12 protein-coding genes and 1 tRNA gene are annotated in these 16,451 nt (G+C 67.6%); 4 read left to right on the top strand and 9 right to left on the bottom strand.

The features are described from left to right. Positions 1-436: 436 nt before the first annotated feature. Positions 437-513 (bottom strand) — tRNA-Met (locus Q4G50_RS12655). Positions 514-613: 100 nt separating this feature from the next. Continuing rightward, a complete protein-coding gene (locus Q4G50_RS12650) occupies positions 614-3,604 on the bottom strand; it encodes a UPF0182 family protein (RefSeq protein WP_303378009.1) in 2,991 nt (996 codons plus the stop codon). Between the two features lie 136 nt (positions 3,605-3,740). Between Q4G50_RS12650 and Q4G50_RS12645 the strand changes: the two genes are divergently transcribed. Together Q4G50_RS12645 and Q4G50_RS12640 are read left to right on the top strand one after the other, a co-directional pair. Next, entirely contained in the window at positions 3,741-4,226 is a 486-nt protein-coding gene (locus Q4G50_RS12645) for a PPA1309 family protein (protein ID WP_303378012.1), read from the top strand. A gap of 10 nt (positions 4,227-4,236) precedes the next feature. Then, on the top strand, positions 4,237-4,872 hold the full coding sequence (locus Q4G50_RS12640) for a hypothetical protein (RefSeq protein ID WP_303378008.1): 636 nt from the start codon (positions 4,237-4,239) through the stop codon (positions 4,870-4,872). Here Q4G50_RS12640 and Q4G50_RS12635 read toward each other — a convergent pair. Further along, positions 4,869-5,909: a PDZ domain-containing protein gene (locus tag Q4G50_RS12635; protein ID WP_303378011.1), complete on the bottom strand. Its 1,041-nt coding sequence runs from the start codon at positions 5,907-5,909 to the stop codon at positions 4,869-4,871. The two genes, Q4G50_RS12640 and Q4G50_RS12635, sit on opposite strands and share 4 nt — an antisense overlap. 115 nt (positions 5,910-6,024) lie before the next feature. On the opposite strand from Q4G50_RS12635, the gene Q4G50_RS12630 reads away from it, so the two are divergent. Next, a complete protein-coding gene (locus Q4G50_RS12630) occupies positions 6,025-7,407 on the top strand; it encodes a zinc-dependent metalloprotease (RefSeq protein WP_303378007.1) in 1,383 nt (460 codons plus the stop codon). Between the two features lie 85 nt (positions 7,408-7,492). Here the strand turns inward: Q4G50_RS12630 and Q4G50_RS12625 are convergent, their stop codons facing one another. After that, positions 7,493-7,993: a M48 family metallopeptidase gene (locus tag Q4G50_RS12625; protein ID WP_303378006.1), complete on the bottom strand. Its 501-nt coding sequence runs from the start codon at positions 7,991-7,993 to the stop codon at positions 7,493-7,495. A 33-nt stretch (positions 7,994-8,026) separates the two neighbouring features. Here Q4G50_RS12625 and Q4G50_RS12620 point away from each other — a divergent pair, with 33 nt between their 5' ends. Next, a complete protein-coding gene (locus Q4G50_RS12620) occupies positions 8,027-8,893 on the top strand; it encodes a hypothetical protein (protein WP_303378005.1) in 867 nt (288 codons plus the stop codon). Here the strand turns inward: Q4G50_RS12620 and Q4G50_RS12615 are convergent. The 5 genes from Q4G50_RS12615 to Q4G50_RS12595 all read right to left on the bottom strand — a co-directional run. Further along, a complete protein-coding gene (locus Q4G50_RS12615) occupies positions 8,857-10,905 on the bottom strand; it encodes an ATP-dependent DNA helicase UvrD2 (protein ID WP_303378010.1) in 2,049 nt (682 codons plus the stop codon). The genes Q4G50_RS12620 and Q4G50_RS12615 overlap by 37 nt on opposite strands. A gap of 8 nt (positions 10,906-10,913) precedes the next feature. Beyond that, on the bottom strand, positions 10,914-11,654 hold the full coding sequence (locus tag Q4G50_RS12610) for an NAD(+) diphosphatase (protein WP_303378004.1): 741 nt from the start codon (positions 11,652-11,654) through the stop codon (positions 10,914-10,916). Then, complete coding sequence (locus tag Q4G50_RS12605; protein ID WP_303378003.1) at positions 11,626-12,723, bottom strand: TrkA family potassium uptake protein; 1,098 nt, start codon at positions 12,721-12,723, stop codon at positions 11,626-11,628. Before Q4G50_RS12605 ends, Q4G50_RS12610 begins: the two co-directional genes overlap by 29 nt. Before the next feature lie 32 nt (positions 12,724-12,755). Beyond that, positions 12,756-15,974, bottom strand: coding sequence for an ATP-dependent helicase (locus Q4G50_RS12600; protein ID WP_303378002.1), 3,219 nt, complete (start codon positions 15,972-15,974; stop codon positions 12,756-12,758). Beyond that, positions 15,967-16,451 (bottom strand): PD-(D/E)XK nuclease family protein (locus tag Q4G50_RS12595; protein WP_303378001.1); only part of this gene is annotated, 485 nt, incomplete at its 5' end. The genes Q4G50_RS12595 and Q4G50_RS12600, both read right to left, overlap by 8 nt.

Raw genomic sequence — 16,451 nt, 5'->3', positions numbered from 1 at the left:
CTTGCTGCGGCCGCCCGCTGCGCCTGTGCCACACATCTGCCGAACGTCAGACGGGCCCACACCCCTAGGCCCAGAACCACCGCCCTAACCCCGACCGACCGTCTGACGTCGCGCAGATCCCAGCGGCCCCTGCCCCACCCTCTGCCAAACGTCAGACGGCCCCCCGGCTTAGGCCCAGAACTACAGCCCTAACGGTGGTGGGGTGTCTGACGTTACGCAGACCCCCGCCACACCCCGCCGCCCGCTGTCCCCCGCGGCCACCGCCGCACCACCATCTGCCCTACACTTTGCCGAACGTCAGACGGGCCCACCCCCCTAGGCCCAGAACCACCGCCCTAACCCCGACCGACCGTCTGACGTTACGCAGACCCCGACCGCAAGCCCCCGCCAACGGCGAAACCCTCCCAACCGGAGTTGAGAGGGTTTCGTGGTGAATTGGTAGCGGGGGCAGGATTCGAACCTACGACCTCTGGGTTATGAGCCCAGCGAGCTACCGAGCTGCTCCACCCCGCGTTGGGTGCTATTCACTTCTCACCTAGCCGCGTTTCCGTGGCGGATGTTGAACTATACCCACGGCCTGGGGACGTTTACAAATCCCCAGGCCAGGCGGGCTTTAGTTGCTCAGCGACTGGTAGTCGGCGACAGCGCGGTCAAGCTCGTCGAGGGCCTTGCCGTAGTCCTCGAAGGAGCCGGTGCGGGCGTTCTCCAGGTCGCGGAGCGCCTCGTTGATGCGCTCGATGGCTTCACCCTCGGTGCCAGCGCCACCGGCCGGCGGGGTCGGTGCCTGGGTCTCGGTGGTGTCGTCCTCGGCCTCCTCCGGGGTGGCGGCGGCCTCAACGCCCGGGTCCTCCGGGGAGATCTCGGACGGGGTGCCGGCGATGTCCTGGGCGGCGCGCGGGTCGATGCCGACCTGCTCCAGTGCCTCGGAGATCGTCGGGGCGTAGCCGACGCGGCCCTTGTAGGACACGAGCACGCGCAGCAGCTTCGGGAAGGCCGACTCCTGGTTCTTGCGCTGGGAGTAGATCGGCTCGGCGTAGAGGATCTCTCCGCCGCCGACCGGCAGCGTCAGCAGGTTGCCGTTGTGCAGCTCGTTGGTGCCCTCCCACAGGGTGCGGTCACGTGCCACCTGGTCGGAAGACATGAGGGCATCCTGCGCCTGCTTCGGGCCCTGTGTCTGGGTATTGGTCGGCAGGACGCGGACGGTGATCTGTCCGTAGGTCTCCGGATCCGAGCTGACAGCCATGTGCGCGGAGAGGAACTGACGCTCGAGGCCACGGAACGGGGTGATCAGCTGGAAGCTGGATTCCTGGGTCTCGGGGTCGGCGGCAACCACGTAGTAGGGCGGCTGGTTGAGGTTGTTGCGGCCCTCGGGTGCGGTCGGGTCCTCAGAGACGGACCAGAAGGCGTCGTTGGTGAAGAACACGCCCGGGTCGTCGACGTGGTAGCGCGCCAGCAGGTCACGCTGGACCTTGAACAGGTCCTCCGGGTAGCGCAGGTGCTGGCGCAGCTCGTCGGAGATCTCGGACTCCGGCTTGACGGTGTCCGGGAAGATGCCCTTCCAGGCCTTGAGGACGGGGTCCTCGGTGTCGAATTCGTAGAGTTCGACGGTGCCGTCGTACGCGTCGACGGTGGCCTTGACGGAGTTGCGGATGTAGCCGACGTTGTCGGTGATCAGGCGCTGGGTGGTGCCGTCGGGGTTGAGCGCGTCGACGGTGGTTTCCGTCAGGGAGGTCTGCTCGGTGTAGGGCAGGGCGCGCAGGGTGGTGTAGCCGTCGACGATCCACTTGATGCGGCCGTCGATGACAGCGGGGTAGGTCTTGGAGTCGGTGGTCAGCCAGGGAGCGACCTTCTCGACGCGGGAGCGCGGGTCGCGCTCGAAGAGGATCTTGGATTCGCCGTGGACGCGGTCGGAGAGGATGAGGTTCATCTCCTGGTAGCGCAGGGCGAAGGCGGCGCGGTTGAACACGTTGCCGATGTCGACGCCGCCGGAACCGTCGTAGGTGTAGAAGGAGGTGTCGGTGTCGTATTCGACAGCACCGGAACCGTCGTCGCCGACGATGGCGTAGTCGGCGCCGTCGTTGGAGTTGGCGATGACGGGGCCGTAGTAGATGCGCGGCTGGTCGACCTTGATGCCGAGCTCCTCGGCTTCTTCGGCGGCCTGGCGGGCGGCGTTGGTCTGCAGGTCGGAGACGGTGAACACGGGGAAGCCACCGCGGGTGGAACCGGCGTCGCGGGCGGCCTCGTCGACGGTGTTAGCCTGTGCGGCGATGAAACCGTTGCCGTGGGTGTAGACGGTGTGGCGGTTGATCCAGTCGCGCTGGTTCTCGCGCAGGGCGTTGGGGTCCATCTCGCGGGCGGCGACGACGAAGTCGCGGAGTTCGCCGTCGACCTCGTAGCGGTCGACGTTGAGGGTCTCCGGGAAGCCGTAGAAGTTACGCAGCTGCTGCATCTGGGTGAACGTCGGGGAGAGGATCTCCGGGTCCAGCAGACGGATGTTGGAGATGGTGGCCTCGTCGGCGGCGACCTCCTCGTCGGTCGCACCTCCGGCACCCCAGTTCTCCAGGTAGGTGACTTGTTCGTCGGTGAGCCCGTAGGCCTGGCGGGTGGCCTCGATGTTGCGGGAGATGTACTCCGCTTCCTTGGCTACACGGTTCGGCTGGACGGAGAAGCGCTCCATGAGCAGCGGCCAGGCGACGCCGATGACGAAGGAGGACAGCAGCATGAGGACGACGCCGAGCGCCGGGATGCGCAGATCCTTGAGCACGATCGCGGCGAAGAAGGCGACGGCGACGAAGATCGCGATGATCATGAGGATCATCTTGGCGGGCAGCTGCGCGTTGATGGCGGTGTAGCTGGCGCCGGTGAAGGTCTCCTGCTCGTTGTAGAGCAAGGTGTAGCGGTCCAGGAAGTAGGAACCGGCCTGCAACAGCATCCACAGGCCACCGGTGACGGCGAGCTGGATGCGGGCGGGGCGGGCGATGTGGCCCTTTACTCCCGTGGCCTGGTTGCCGATGCGGATGCTGCCCAGCAGGTAGTGGCCGACAAGCGCGATGAGGAACGCGATGACCAGCAGCATGGACAGGGTGTCCACGACCAGTCGGATCATCGGCAGGTTGAAGGCGTAGAAGCCGAGGTCATGCCCGAACTGCGGGTCCTGCACGCCGAAGCTGGAGCCGTTGATGAACATCATCACGGTGCGCCACGTGCCCTGGCCGACGAAGCCGGCGAACAGGCCGACGACCACGGGGATGCCGATAAGCAGGGCGCGCACGGACTTGTCCAGGGCCTGCCGGTACTGGTGGACCGGCGAGTTGAGGTCGAGGGTCTCCAGCGAGTCAGGGCGGTTGCGCCAGGTGAAGAACCCGGCGAGCCAGACGATGAAGCCCGCGATCAGCGCGAAGGCGAAGAACAGCGCGAGGCGGACGAGCAGCACCTTGGTGAACACGCCGCGGAAGTCGACTTCGCCGAACCACAGCCAGTCGGTGTAGAAACCGATGATCATCGGCGTCACGATGAACAGGACGGCGATGATGCCGACTATCCAGCTGAGCAGCCGCGGAGGCCGGTTGAGGGACGGGGAGGGTTGTGTAAGGCCGGTGGCCAAGTCCTTCTCCTAAATATTTAAGACATAGTTTTTGCCGGTGTACTGTCCTTAGCCTAGAGAAGTACACCCCTGCAGTACCAACGAAGGATGTGCCGTGACAGTTCCCGAAAACACCACGCCGGCTCTCAATCAGGCGATGCTGGAGGCCGTTGAGTTCGTGCACGCGGAGGGTTGGGATGCCTCCCCGACCTTGTTTGCGCTCGTTCCGACGCGCCTTGTGGCTGATCAGCTGGCTGATCCGGAGGAGGCTGCGCCGCTGACCCTCGTGGTCCAGGATCTGCCGGAGCATATCCTCCCGGGTTCGGATGAGCTGGGCGATTATCTCGCCCGTTTGGCGTGGCCCGCTGAGGTTGCCGGGGTGGTGCTCGCCCAGGAGATCATGTTCCGCGAGGCATCGCTTATCGACGCCCCCGCCCGTCCCGCCCGCCTGTTTTCCGGTGTATTGCGCCCGGAGGGCGTGGAGCTCACGCTCCTGCAGTTGCGCCCGACGGAGGAGGAACTGGCCGAGGCGGGGGCCTTCGCCGAGGATGACATTCAGCTGCGGGGTGGCCCGGAGGTTGCCCCCGGTGTCATTCATGCCCTGCGCTTTGGCCTTGAGCAGGACCCGGACGTCCTCGACTAGACTGGTTCGCGTGTTGTTTCCCCGTCTTGCTTTCGTCACCGCCGCCGTGTTGCTGTCCGGCGGGTTAGTGGCATGTTCCGCGGAGGAGGAGCCGACCCCGGAACCCCCGGTGACGACGCAGGCCACGAGCGTTACCCCGACTCCGACGACAACGTCCACGGCACCTCCGACGGAGACGAGAGAGACGACCGTAACGACCGAAACGTCGATAAGCGAGACAAGCAGGAACGGCATGCCGCAGGATGTCGCGGAGGTGCGGGAGATTTTCCGCACCGTGGCGCCGGATTCACTGTTCCGGCAGTTCGAGGCGTGCAATGACTCGGGCATCAATAATGCGTGGGAGTGTTCCGGGCCGGAGGTCGGGCAGTTCCAGTTCTTCCGTTCGATGTCGAAGGCGGCGTCGACGACGCAGCTGATCACGGAGTTGCGCAGCTCACGGGTGGTGGAGGACACCGGCCGGAAGGTGGTCGGCTGGTCGACGTTGGGGACAACCGCGGTGATTACGGTGGTCGATAATGAGGAGGGCCTGGTCATGCAGCAGATGGTCTCCTCCGATCGCGTCGACCCGCAGGAGCGGATCTACGAGCTCGGGCTGGCGACCCCGCCTGCCGAGGAAGAGGAAGAATCCGCGGATTCTGAGGCCTAACCGCAGGTCACCACATCACGGCCCGCGCCGAAGTCCTCCATCGCCATGATCGCGTCATCAAGGTTTGTGACCTTCGCCACGACGATATCGCCGCGCTGCCCCTTCATCGCCTCCGCGCAGTTGCCGGCCGGGGCCAAGAACAGTTCCACGCCGTCCTCCGCCGCGGCCCGCACCTTGTGCTCGATGCCGCCGATGGAACCGACGGTGCCGTCCTCGGCGATGGTCCCGGTACCGGCGACGGTGCGTCCGGCGTTGAGATCACCGGGCGAGAGCTTGTCGATTACCGCCAACGAGAAAATCATGCCCGCACTCGGCCCGCCGATATCTTGCAGGTTATAGGACACCTCCACCCCGTCGACCGGCTGCGAGGACATGTACACGCCCAGCATCGCCACCTTCTCGTCCTGCGGATTGGCGCCGAGTTCGATGACCTCCTCGCGGCGCTGCCCGTCGTTGATGAGGGTGAGCGTGACCTCATCGCCCGGAGCTTTCGCCCGAATGATCTCCTGCACCTGCCCCGGCTTATCGACGCCGCGTCCCTCCACCCGGGCAATCACGTCACCGTTGTCGATCCGCCCGCTCGCCGCGGAATCCTCCATCACCTCGGCGACGACGATCTCCACCGGACGCCCCAGGTGATTCATCGCGGCCACCGTCGCCGCCGCCTCCGAGGAGGTGAACGCGGCCTTGTTGACCTGCTCGACCTCCTCCGGGCTCAGATCCGGCGGGAAAACCTGCTCGATGGGCACGAGGTTGTCCTCCGTGGTCAGCCAGCGGCCCAAGGCCTGCGACAGGGTCATCCCGGAGCGCACCGACACGGTGGTCATCCGCAGCTCACCGGTGGTGTCATCGACCTCCGTGCCCGCGATCTCCACCACCGGCGTGCCCTCGACCTCCCCCAGGGTGTCAAACATCGGCCCCGAGCCTTCTGCTGCATAAGGCACGGTCAGGGAGATATCGGTACCCGGGATGTGATCCATGGACACCAGGGCCGTCAGCGCCAGCACCGGAATCGCGCCCCACACAAGGGTGCGCATGCGGCGGGTGGTGGCAGTCGCAGATTCGTTCACGGGGAATCAGGGTACCTGTGTTCGCTGTCAGCGTTGCCCACATCATGGCTTATCCGCGCCGCCCGCCGGTAGATTGGATGCCATGAATACAGGTGGATTCGGCTTCTCCTTCGGACCAGGCGACGATGATGACGACAAGTCGCGCCGCGACCAGAATCCTTTCGGCCCCTTCGGTTTCGGCGGGGCGGACGGATCCGGCGGGCTGGGCGACATGCTTAACCAGTTCGGCCAGATGCTCTCCGGGATGGGTTCTTCCATGAACTCCCCGGAAGGCCAGGGCCCCGTCAACTACGCCCTCGCCGAACGTATCGCCCGCCAGCAAATCGGGCAGGCCCCCGCGGTACGCGATTCGGATCGCTCGGCCGTGGAGGAGGCCGCGCGCCTCGCGGACCTGTGGCTCGACGATGCCACCCAGATGCCCACCTCCGGCGGCCGGGTCGTCGCCTGGAACTCGGAGGACTGGCTCACCCAGACCCTGCCCATGTGGCAGCGGCTGGTCAGCCCCGTCGCCGAGCACATGAACGAGGCCCAGCTGGCCTCCCTGCCGGAAGAAGCCCGGGAGATGGTCGGCCCCATGCTGCAGATGATGAACCAGATGTCCGGCATGAACTTCGGTATGCAGCTCGGCAACGCCCTGGGTGATCTGGCCAAGCAGGCCCTCACCGGCTCTGACTTCGGTCTGCCCGTCGCCCCCACCGACGTCACCGCCCTGCTGCCCGCCAACATCGCGGCCGCGGGCCAGGAGCTGACCGTCCCGGGGCAGGAACTCATGGTCTACATCGCAGCGCGTGAGTCAGCTCGCCAGCGTCTCTACCGCCACGTCCCGTGGCTGGTCGAGCGTCTGGTGTCCTCCGTCGAGGAGTATGCGGCCGGGCTGGTCATCGACACCTCCCACATCGAGGAAGCTACCCGCGAGCTCAACCTCGAGTCCGGGGATCCGGCCGCCATCCAGGACGCCATGCAGCGCCTCCAGGGCATGGACCTCTCCCCGCGGATCTCCTCCCGCAACGCCCAGGCGGTCTCCCGCCTGGAGACCCTGCTGGCACTGGTTGAGGGTTGGGTGGAATACGTCGTCGATAAGGCCATGGGTGAGCGCATCCCCTCCACCACCGCCATCACCGAGGCGTGGCGCCGCCGCCGCGCCACCGGTGGCTCCGCCGAGCAGGCCTTCGCCAAGGTCGTCGGCATCGAGTTCTCCGCTCCCAAGGTCGCCGAGGCTGTCGAACTGTGGCGCCGCGTTGACGTCGCCGTCGGCCAGGAGCGCCGTGACGGCATCTGGGAACACCCCGACCTCATGCCTTCCGCTGAGCAGCTGGACAACTCCGCCGACTTCATCGACGGTCTGTTGGGCGAGGGCGACTCCGATGAGTTTGACCGTGAGTTCGCCAAGCTCGAGGAGATGCTGCGCGAGCAGGACAGCGACGAGGGCTCTGAAGGGGACGGGGACGCGCCAGAGGAGAAGTAGGCGGCACGTCACTGCGTTGGTGTATATCTGCTGTGCATATGCATGGGGGATATGCACCAACCCATGGTGATCGCAACCCCTGCCCTCACCCGAAACGCTGATACGCCTCCAGATAACCTTTGGCGCGTTCGGCCTGCGGAGCCCGATCGGCCCACTCCCAGAACCGGGGCCCGTGCCCCGGGATGAAGGTGTGCACGAGTTCGTGGAGGATGACGGCGTCAAGGACGTAGTCGGGCACTTTCTGCAGCCGGTCCGTGATGCGGATCGCCCCGGTCGACGGGGTGCACGAACCCCAGCGGGTGGTCTGGTTGCCCACCCACCTGATGGAACCTACACGCGCCTGCCCGTCCAGATAACGCTCGTTGAGCGCCTGTGCCCGGGCCACCAGCTCCTCATCAGAGGTCGCGCTGGTCACGGACTTGGCCCGCAGCTTAGCCAGGATCTCGGCGACGGCCTTCTCCTCCTCCGCCGCGCTCATCCGGCCGGGGATGCGCACCTCCACGGTGTCGCCGACCAGCCGGGCCTGCACGGTGCGGGTGCGGCGGGCGGAGCGGATGACCTCGACGGCGGGGGTACGGTACGGCATGACACGGCATTGTATCTGTGGTCAGATGGTCGCATGGGGGATGGCATCACGGTGCAGTTAGCCGCTGGCGCGCACGTGTACCTGCGGGGGCACGGGGCGTTGCAGTTCGGCCTGGACGCCACACGGGCAGGCATCATCGAGACGGATCATGCGCCGCTGATCCTGGCGACGCTGCTGGGTGCCCGGCGTTCCCGACCGCGCGGGGAGCTGGCCGCCGGACTGGTAGCGGCGGGTCTGACACCCGCGGCCGCCGACAGTCTGCTCGAGGATCTGCTGGTCTACCGCATCCTCGTGGAGCGCACCCACCCGAGCGTGGTCATGCTGGGGCGCGGGCCTTTGGCGCAGTCAGTGGGGCGGATTCTCGCAGCCTCCGGGGTGGCGGTGCGCTCCCCTATCAAGGGTGAATCCGAGTATTCCTACCTCACGTCGATGTCCTCACCTGTGCCCGTCGTGGTGGTGGACCGCCTGGCGCACTCGCGGGCGATGGCCCCGCTGCTCACGCGGTGCACGACTACGTCGATTCCGGTGTCGGTGGTCGATCACCTCGGGGTCATTGGGCCCGTGCGCGTCGACGCGGTGGGCCCCTGCCCTCTGTGCGCCGACCTACATCGCACGGACCACGACGCTTTCTGGCACCGGGTGGTCACCCAGGCACCGGGTGGGGCCACCGCCCCCTCCCCGGTGGCAGCCGGCATGGTGGCGGCGCAGGCCGGGGCGGTGATCTGCGCGCTCGTCGGTTTACCCACCCCACCCGGGGTGAGCCCATGGGTGCCGCGGCCGGGCGAGGTAATCACCACCGACCCCTGGGCGGGAGTGAGCCGAGAAGTCATGGACGTCCACCCGCGCTGCCCGGTGTGTTTCAGCTACTCCCGGAACGCCTCCAGCACGGCAAGCAACTGAGCGCCGTAGCGCTCGACTTTGACGGGGCCGACGCCGGGGACGTCGAGAAGCTCAGTTCGGGTGGTGGGCAGCGCTTCCGCCAGGGCCATGAGCGTGGCGTCGGAGAAGACGATGTAGGCAGGGACCCCGGCCTCGCGGGCGGCCTCAGCGCGCCAGGCGCGGAGCGTCTCGAAGATCTCCTCGTCGACCCCGGAGGGGCAGTCCTCGTGGCGGCCGATGACCTTCTCCCCCGGCGTGTCCAGGGGGCCACCGCACACGCGGCAGCGCTTGGGGCGGACGGTCCGGGCGGGGACCTTCTCGATCTCCAGGTCAGGGACCACGCCGTCCAGGAAGCGGGAGCGCGTCCGGGACTTGCGTCCCCCCTCCTGCCGGGCCAGCGCCCACGACAGGTGCAGGTGCTCGCGGGCGCGGGTGATGCCGACGTAGAAGAGTCGACGCTCCTCCTCCACCTGGTGCGCCCCCGCCTTGATGGCATGGGAGATGGGCAGGGTGTTTTCCACCAGGCCGACGAGGAACACGGCGTCCCATTCCAGGCCCTTGGCGGCGTGGAGGCTGGCCAGGGTCACGCCCTCGACGGTGGGCGGGTGCTTGGATTCGGCACGCTGGCGCAGGGCGCGGAGTACCCCGGTGAGGTCAAGGTCCGGCTGCGCGCGGACCAGTTCCTCCACCAGGTCGACGAGCGCGACCAGCGACTGCCAACGTTCGCGGGCCTGAGCGCCCTCCGGTTCCGTCGGGGTCAGGCCTAAGGGGGCGAGTGCTGCGCGGGACACCGCCACCGGATCATCGGGCAGGTCGCTGCGCTGGGCGACGCGGACCAGCTCCGAGATGGCCTGCCGGATTTCGGCACGGTTGAAAAAGCCCTCGCCGCCGCGGACCTGGTAGACGATGCCGGCATCGGCCAGCGCCTGCTCAAACACCTGGGACTGGGCATTGATGCGGTAGAGCACCGCGATTTCACTCGCCGGCACCCCGCGGTTCAGCAGGGTGAGGATCTGCCCGGCGACCTCGCGGGCCTCGGTGGGCTCATCGTCGTAGGCGTTGAAGGTCGGTTCCGGGCCGTCGGCACGCATGCCCTCCAGCTCCAGGCGGGTGCCGGCCACCCGGCCGGTGGCCTGGCCGATGACGGTGTTCGCCAGGTCCGTGATCTGCGGGGTGGAGCGGTAGTCCCGCTGCAGCTTGACGACGGTCGCGTTGTCATACGTCCGCGGGAAATCGAGCAGGAAGTCAGGGGTGGCGCCGGTAAAAGAGTAGATGGTCTGGTTGGCGTCGCCGACGACGGTGAGATCATCGCGATCCCCCAGCCAGGCGTTGAGAACTCGCTGTTGCAGCGGGGTGACGTCCTGGTACTCGTCAACGACGAAGGTGCGGTACTGCTCGCGGAACTCCTCCGCCACGCCGGGGGCATTCTCCAGGGCGCCAGCGACGTGGAGGAGCAGGTCATCGAAATCGAGGAGCATGCCCTCCTCGGTGGTTTTCGCGGCCTCGTAACGGCGGTAGACTTCCGCGACTTTGGCGGCAGGCACCGGCGGGGTGCGATCGGTGCCGACGATGCGTTCGGCGTACTGGTCCGGGGTGATGAGGCTCGCCTTCGCCCACTCGATCTCCCCGAGCAGGTCGCGGACGTTTTCCGTGGTGGACTCCACCCCGACGCCGCGGGCTGCCCGGCCGACGAGGGGGAACTTGTTATCCAACAGCCGCCACGGCAGGGAGCCAGCGACCTGCGGCCAGAAATATGCCAACTGTCGACGGGCAGCGGCGTGGAAGGTGCGCGCCTGCACCCCGCCGATCCCCATGAGATGCAGTCGGTGGCGCATCTCCCCCGCGGCCCGCGACGTGAACGTCACGGCCAGCACCCGGTTGGGGCTGACAAACCCCTGGTTGATCAGGTGCGCGATGCGGTAGGTGATGGTGCGGGTCTTACCGGTACCGGCACCTGCCAGGATGCACACCGGCCCGCGCGGGGCGGTCGCAGCAACACGTTGATCCTCATCCAGGTCGGACAGATCAATCAGCGGGCTGTTCATGGCTTCCTCCATCGATCCCTCCACTCCGTGATCATCGCATGCGCGATCGATCCCGGGCGGGCCAGGGGTAGGGTGGACAACTCCGCGCGGGAAACCCAGCGGGTCTCGATCAGCTCGCCGTCGGTGGCCCCCACCGGCTCCTCATCGCTGGTCAGGGACGTGAAGCCGACCATGATCGAACCGCTGACGGCCCACGGCTGGCTGCCCCAGTACCGGACCTGCGAAATTCGCCGTCCGGTTTCCTCAAGCACCTCCCGGGCGAAGGCCTCCTCGAGGTTCTCACCATGTTCGACATAGCCGGCGATCAAGGAGTAGTAGCTGTTCCGCCGGGCGTTGCGGCCCAGCAGGATACGCTCCTGTCCTGCCAGTTCCACCAGGCCGATGACTGCCGGGTCCAGCCGCGGGAAGATCCTGTGGCCTGCCCCGGTGACGGCCACCACCCCGTCGTCCTCGAAGGATAAAGGCGCACCGTCCGCCGGGTTGAAGGCGGTGTGTTCGCGGTGGCGCAGCAGGCTGATCGCCCGGGAGACCACCCGATCCGTGCCGAAGCTGCGGGGATCCGCCACCCACCCGCCGACCGGCACGAGGTTCTGCAGTTCGGGCAGGCTCAGGCGCACCGCCGCGAGGTCCGCGGTGACCTGGATGATGAGTGGGGAGGAAGGGGGCGTCGATAAGCGGAGCGGAATGCCGGAGGCATGAACGGCGATCTCACCCGCGGGGCCGATCGGCAGGAACACTCTTCACGTCCTCCCCGGTGACGTGGCGGATAAACAACAGGCGGTCGCCGGGTTCGACGGTCTCAGCCTCGGGCGAGTCGATGCGGTAGAGCTCCCCGGACCGCACCAGGCCAAGGGCGATATCGGCGAGGTGGCGCGGGTTGGCCCCGACCTCGTCTTCCGCGATGGGGCGCTCGGAGATGGAGAAACCTTCGTCGGGGCTCAGCAGATCCTCCATCATCTCCACGACCGAGGGGGTCACCGTCGCCAGGCCGAGCATGCGGCCGGCGGTCTCGGAGGAGATGACCACCGAATCCGCGCCGGACTGTTCCAGCAGGTGCTGGTTCTCGGATTCGCGGACGCTGGCGACGATCATCGCCGACGGCGCTATCTCCCGCACAGAGAGGGTGACCAGGACGGCGGTGTCATCGACGCTGGGGGCCACGACCACGGAACGGGCCCGGGTGACACCGGCGATTTTCAACACATCGGCCTTGGTCCCGGAGCCATAGACGGTGACCAGGCCCTGGTTCTCGGCTCGGGCCAGGGCCTGCTTATCGGTGTCGATGACGACGATCTGGTTCGGCGCCACCCCGTCCGCCAGGAGGGCGGCGACGGCGGAACGGCCCTTGGTGCCGTAGCCGATGACGATGGTGTGGTTGCGCACGGATTTCCTCCAACGCTGGATCTGCAGGGTCTTTCGGGAGTTCTCGGTCAGCACGGACAGGGTCGTGCCGACGAGGAGGATAACGAAGGCGATCCGGATCGGTGTGATCACCACGATGTTGAGCAGCCGCGCGGACTGGGTGATGGGAGTGATGTCACCGTAACCGGTTGTCGACAACGACACCGCCGAGTAGTAGAACGCGTCGATGAACGTCAGGTGTTCCGAGTAGCCGTCTTTATCGAGGTAGACGATGAGCGCCACGATAAACAGCAGGATAAAGGCGTAGAGCACGCGGCGCCCGATGAGCGCCCACGGGCTGGCAGCGACCGCCCCGGGAATGTTGATGATCCCCAGCAGCGCATGGTCCGGCAGCTTGCTCAGCTCCGTGTCGCCACGGAACCTCTCGCGAATGCGGTTGCGCATGCCCGACGCTCCTTCCTGTTGTGGACCTGACTTTACTGCTTATCGACGACCGCGTCCCGCAGCAGCCCCACCAGTTCCTCCCGCGCGGGCAGGTCGTGGGGTTCGAGGGTTTCCCCCCAGCTCACGTAGTGGAATGCGGCCCGGACCGGGGCCAGTGGGTCGTCGAGGATGCGCAGCCACGCCTCCCGGTAGACAGCCAGCTGGATGATGGCGGCCTGGCGTTGCGCCCCCTTCGGGGGGCGACCGGTTTTCCAGTCGACGATGAGCCACCCGTCGGGGTTGTCGGGATCGCGGAAGATGGCATCCATCCGGCCGCGCACGATCGCGTCGCCGATGCTCACCTCGAAGGGCTGCTCAACGTGCACCGGGGTGCGCTCCGCCCACTCACTGGCCAGGAAAGCCTCCTTGAGGCGGGCCAGCTGGTCGGCGTCGACGGGGTCCTCGTCGATGCCGGGCAGCTGGTTCTCGTCCAGCAGTGCACTGGCTCCGAAACGGTCCTCCAGCCACTCGTGGAAGGCGGTACCGCGCTTGGCGTACTGGTTCGGCTTGAAGGGCACCGGGCGGCGCTGGCGGCGGGCGAACTGCAGTGCGTCGGCGCGCAGGTTGACCAGATCGGTGGCGGTGAGCTCACCGGGCAGCTCCACCTCGACGACGGGTGCCTGCGCGGCCTCCCACTCCTCGATGAGCGCGGTGGTCTCCCGCTCCCAGAAGTCGAAGGTCTCGCCGCTGGTCTGCGCGGGCAGATCGTCCATGGCGCGCCGGACCAGCTCCGCACCTTCGAGTGCTTGCGGGGACGGGTCAAGCTGGGGGAAGGTGCCGGTCTCGGGCTCCGGGATCTCCGCAGTGTCTCCTGCCTCTGCAGCGACCCCCGTCTCCCAGGTGACGGCCGACTCGGGGGCGGCTTCCTTGAGGCGCACCAGGTGCTCGTAGGGGTCGGCGGCGGGGATCCTCCGGGAGCCGGTCACCGAGAGCACCCGCTCGGAGCGGGTGATGGCGACGTAGAACAGGCGCGAGGCCTCCTCTTCTTCCGCCTTCTTCTGCTCCTGCAACCAGCCGATGACCTCGTCGCGGGTTTTGGTGGCCTTCGCCCCGGTGACCAGGCGCTCGAAGTCCTTGCGGTCGGCGGCCTCCTCCAGGGCGGTGAAGCCGGGGTCGGGGACCTTGGTCACATTGGTGAGGAATGTCGACACCGTCGCCTTGTAGGTCGAGGAATCCGCGTGGACGACCGCAACGACGTCCCACTCGAGGCCTTTGGCCTTGTGGGCGGTGAGGATCTGCACCTGGTCCTCCCGGACGGTCACCTCCCCGGGTTCGAGCCCGTCCTCGTGGGTGAGCGCCAGGGTGAAGAAGTCCAGCAGGCCGCTGAGGGTGTCGCCGGAGTAGGCGGCCACCTCGTCGTGGAGGCGGTCGAGGTGGACGGCGCCGGCGAGGTTACCGGAGGCGAGTACCTCGGTGCGGACCCCGAAGACGTTCTCGATGTCCGCGAACAGGTCCGGCAGGGACTTCCCCAGGCTCGTCGTCCGCAGCTGACGCAGGCGGGAGGACACCAGCTCGAGGCGGCGCACGCCCTCCTCCGAGTAGCGCCCGCGCTCACCGAGGTCGGCGACGGCGTCGGTGAGCCCCGGCACCTGGTCCGGCGGGTCGGCGGTAAGCTCCGCCAGCTGGGAGGCCAGTCGCTCGATCGGCTCCTCCGGGTGGATGATCCGCTCACCGCGGCCAGCCAGGTTCTTCGCCCGCTGCCCCAGGGCGACGAGGTCGGTGAGCCCGAGCCCCACCACGGGGCCGGTGAGCACGCGCAGCGCCGCCGCGGAGTCCTGCGGGCGGATGAGCATGGTGGCCAGGGCGACCATGTCGGCGACCTCGGGGGTGCGCAGCAGGCCGCCGCGCCCGACGATCTCGAAGGGGATGCCTCGCTCGTTGAGGGCGTCGGCGATGGGCTGGGAGTGTTTGTTGGCACGCACCAGCACCGCACCAGTGAACTTCTCGCCCGCTTCCTTCCGGGCCCGGAACTCGCGGGCCATGAGGTCGGCGACGGCCGCGATCTCCTCCGCCTGGTCGGCGTAGAACCCGAGGGTGACCTCCCCGGGGTCCGCACCGTCGCGCGGCTCGAGGGCGGCGACGGCGCGGTCGGCTCCCCGGCCGAGGACGCTGTCGGAGACTGCGTTGGCCAGGGTGAGGATCTCCGGCGGGTTGCGCCACGAGGTGGTCAGTTCGCGTTTGACGGTGGTGTCCTCGCCGAGGCGGAAGTCCTCGACGAAGGCCTCCAGGTTGGCCGCGGTGGCCCCGCGCCAGCCGTAGATCGACTGCATGGGATCGCCCACGGCGGTGATGGTGGAGCCCTCGTTGACGTCGCCGAACAGGCTGGACAACAGGATGCGCTGAGCGTGTGAGGTGTCCTGGTACTCGTCGAGCATGATGACCTTGTAGCGGGCACGCTGGCTCACGCCGATGGCCGGGTGCTCGGCGGCGAGGCGGGCGGCCACGGACATCTGCTCGTTGAAGGTGACCACGTCACGACGTGTGAGCTCGGCGCGGAGGGACGCGATGAGGGGCAGGTACTGCAGGCGCAGACGCTGCATCTCGGGCCACTTCAGGGTGGACTTCGTGTAGTCCTTCGTGCCGTCGAGCGGGAGCTCCTCCATGCCGAGGAGGAAGGCCCGGGTCTCCTCGACGAGCTCGTCGGGGCTCATGACCTGGTTGTTCATCTCGTCGATGAGCTTGAGCAGGTATTCGGTGACCGTGGCCACTTGCTGGGTAGCCCCCAGTTCACCGGTGTGGTTGCTCACCACCTCGTGGGCGATGGCGTAGAGGTCGGCGGCGGTGATGATCTGCGCCGCGGGCTCCACGGGGACCAGCAGCCCGTACTCGCGGATGAGCTGCCCGGCGTAGGAGTCGTAGGTGGACACCGTCGGGGCGATTGTCGTGAGGTTCTTCTCCAGCTCACCGGTGGGGTCGATGTCCCGGATGGCGGGCACCCCGGCGAGGGTCTCCAACCGCTGGCGGATGCGGCGGCCGAGCTCCTGGGCCGCCTTGCGGGTGAAGGTGAGGCCGAGGATCTCGTCGGGGCGGGCCAGCCCGTTGGCCACCAGCCACACGACGCGCGCCGCCATGGTCTCGGTCTTGCCGGCACCGGCCCCGGCGACGACGAGCAGCGGGCCCGGGCGGTCCCCGATGATGGCGGCCTGCTGTTCGGTCGGCGGGAACTTCTGCCCGAGGTACTTGGAGAGCAGGACGGGGGAGGTCTCACGCACGGGTGATCACCTTTCCTTCGGGCTGGATGGGACAGATGCTCCGCACGGGGCATCGCTCACAGTGATCGTTGGCGCGGGCGGTGAGGACGGGGCCGCGCATCTGCTCGAGGAGCGGGGGCAGGAGCTCGGCGAACTCGGCCAGATCCTCGCTGCTGCGGGGCATCTGGTCGCGTTCCGCCACGCCGAACTTCGCGGTGACGTGGGCAGGGAAGATGAGCTTGCCGCCCGCCACCTCCAGGGGTTGCTCCCCGGGGGCCGGGTCGGTGACCTCCCCGTCGCGGAACACTCCCCTGCTCAGGGCCAGTTGGTAGGCCATGAGCTGGAGGTGGGCCTCCGCGTTGTCGTGGCTGACGGCGGTGCGGGAGGTCTTGAGGTCGACGATCCAGTGACGGTCGCCGCTGTCCTTGTCCAGCAGGTCCATGCGCCCGCGGATGCGGACCCCGTCGGTGACCTCCACGTCGACGCCGACCTCGACGC

Source organism: Corynebacterium sp. (genome assembly GCF_030538285.1).
Taxonomy (GTDB): Bacteria; Actinomycetota; Actinomycetes; order Mycobacteriales; family Mycobacteriaceae; genus Corynebacterium.
The sequence above is the reverse complement of the archived record's forward strand: the minus strand, read 5'-3'. Positions and strand labels throughout refer to the sequence as shown.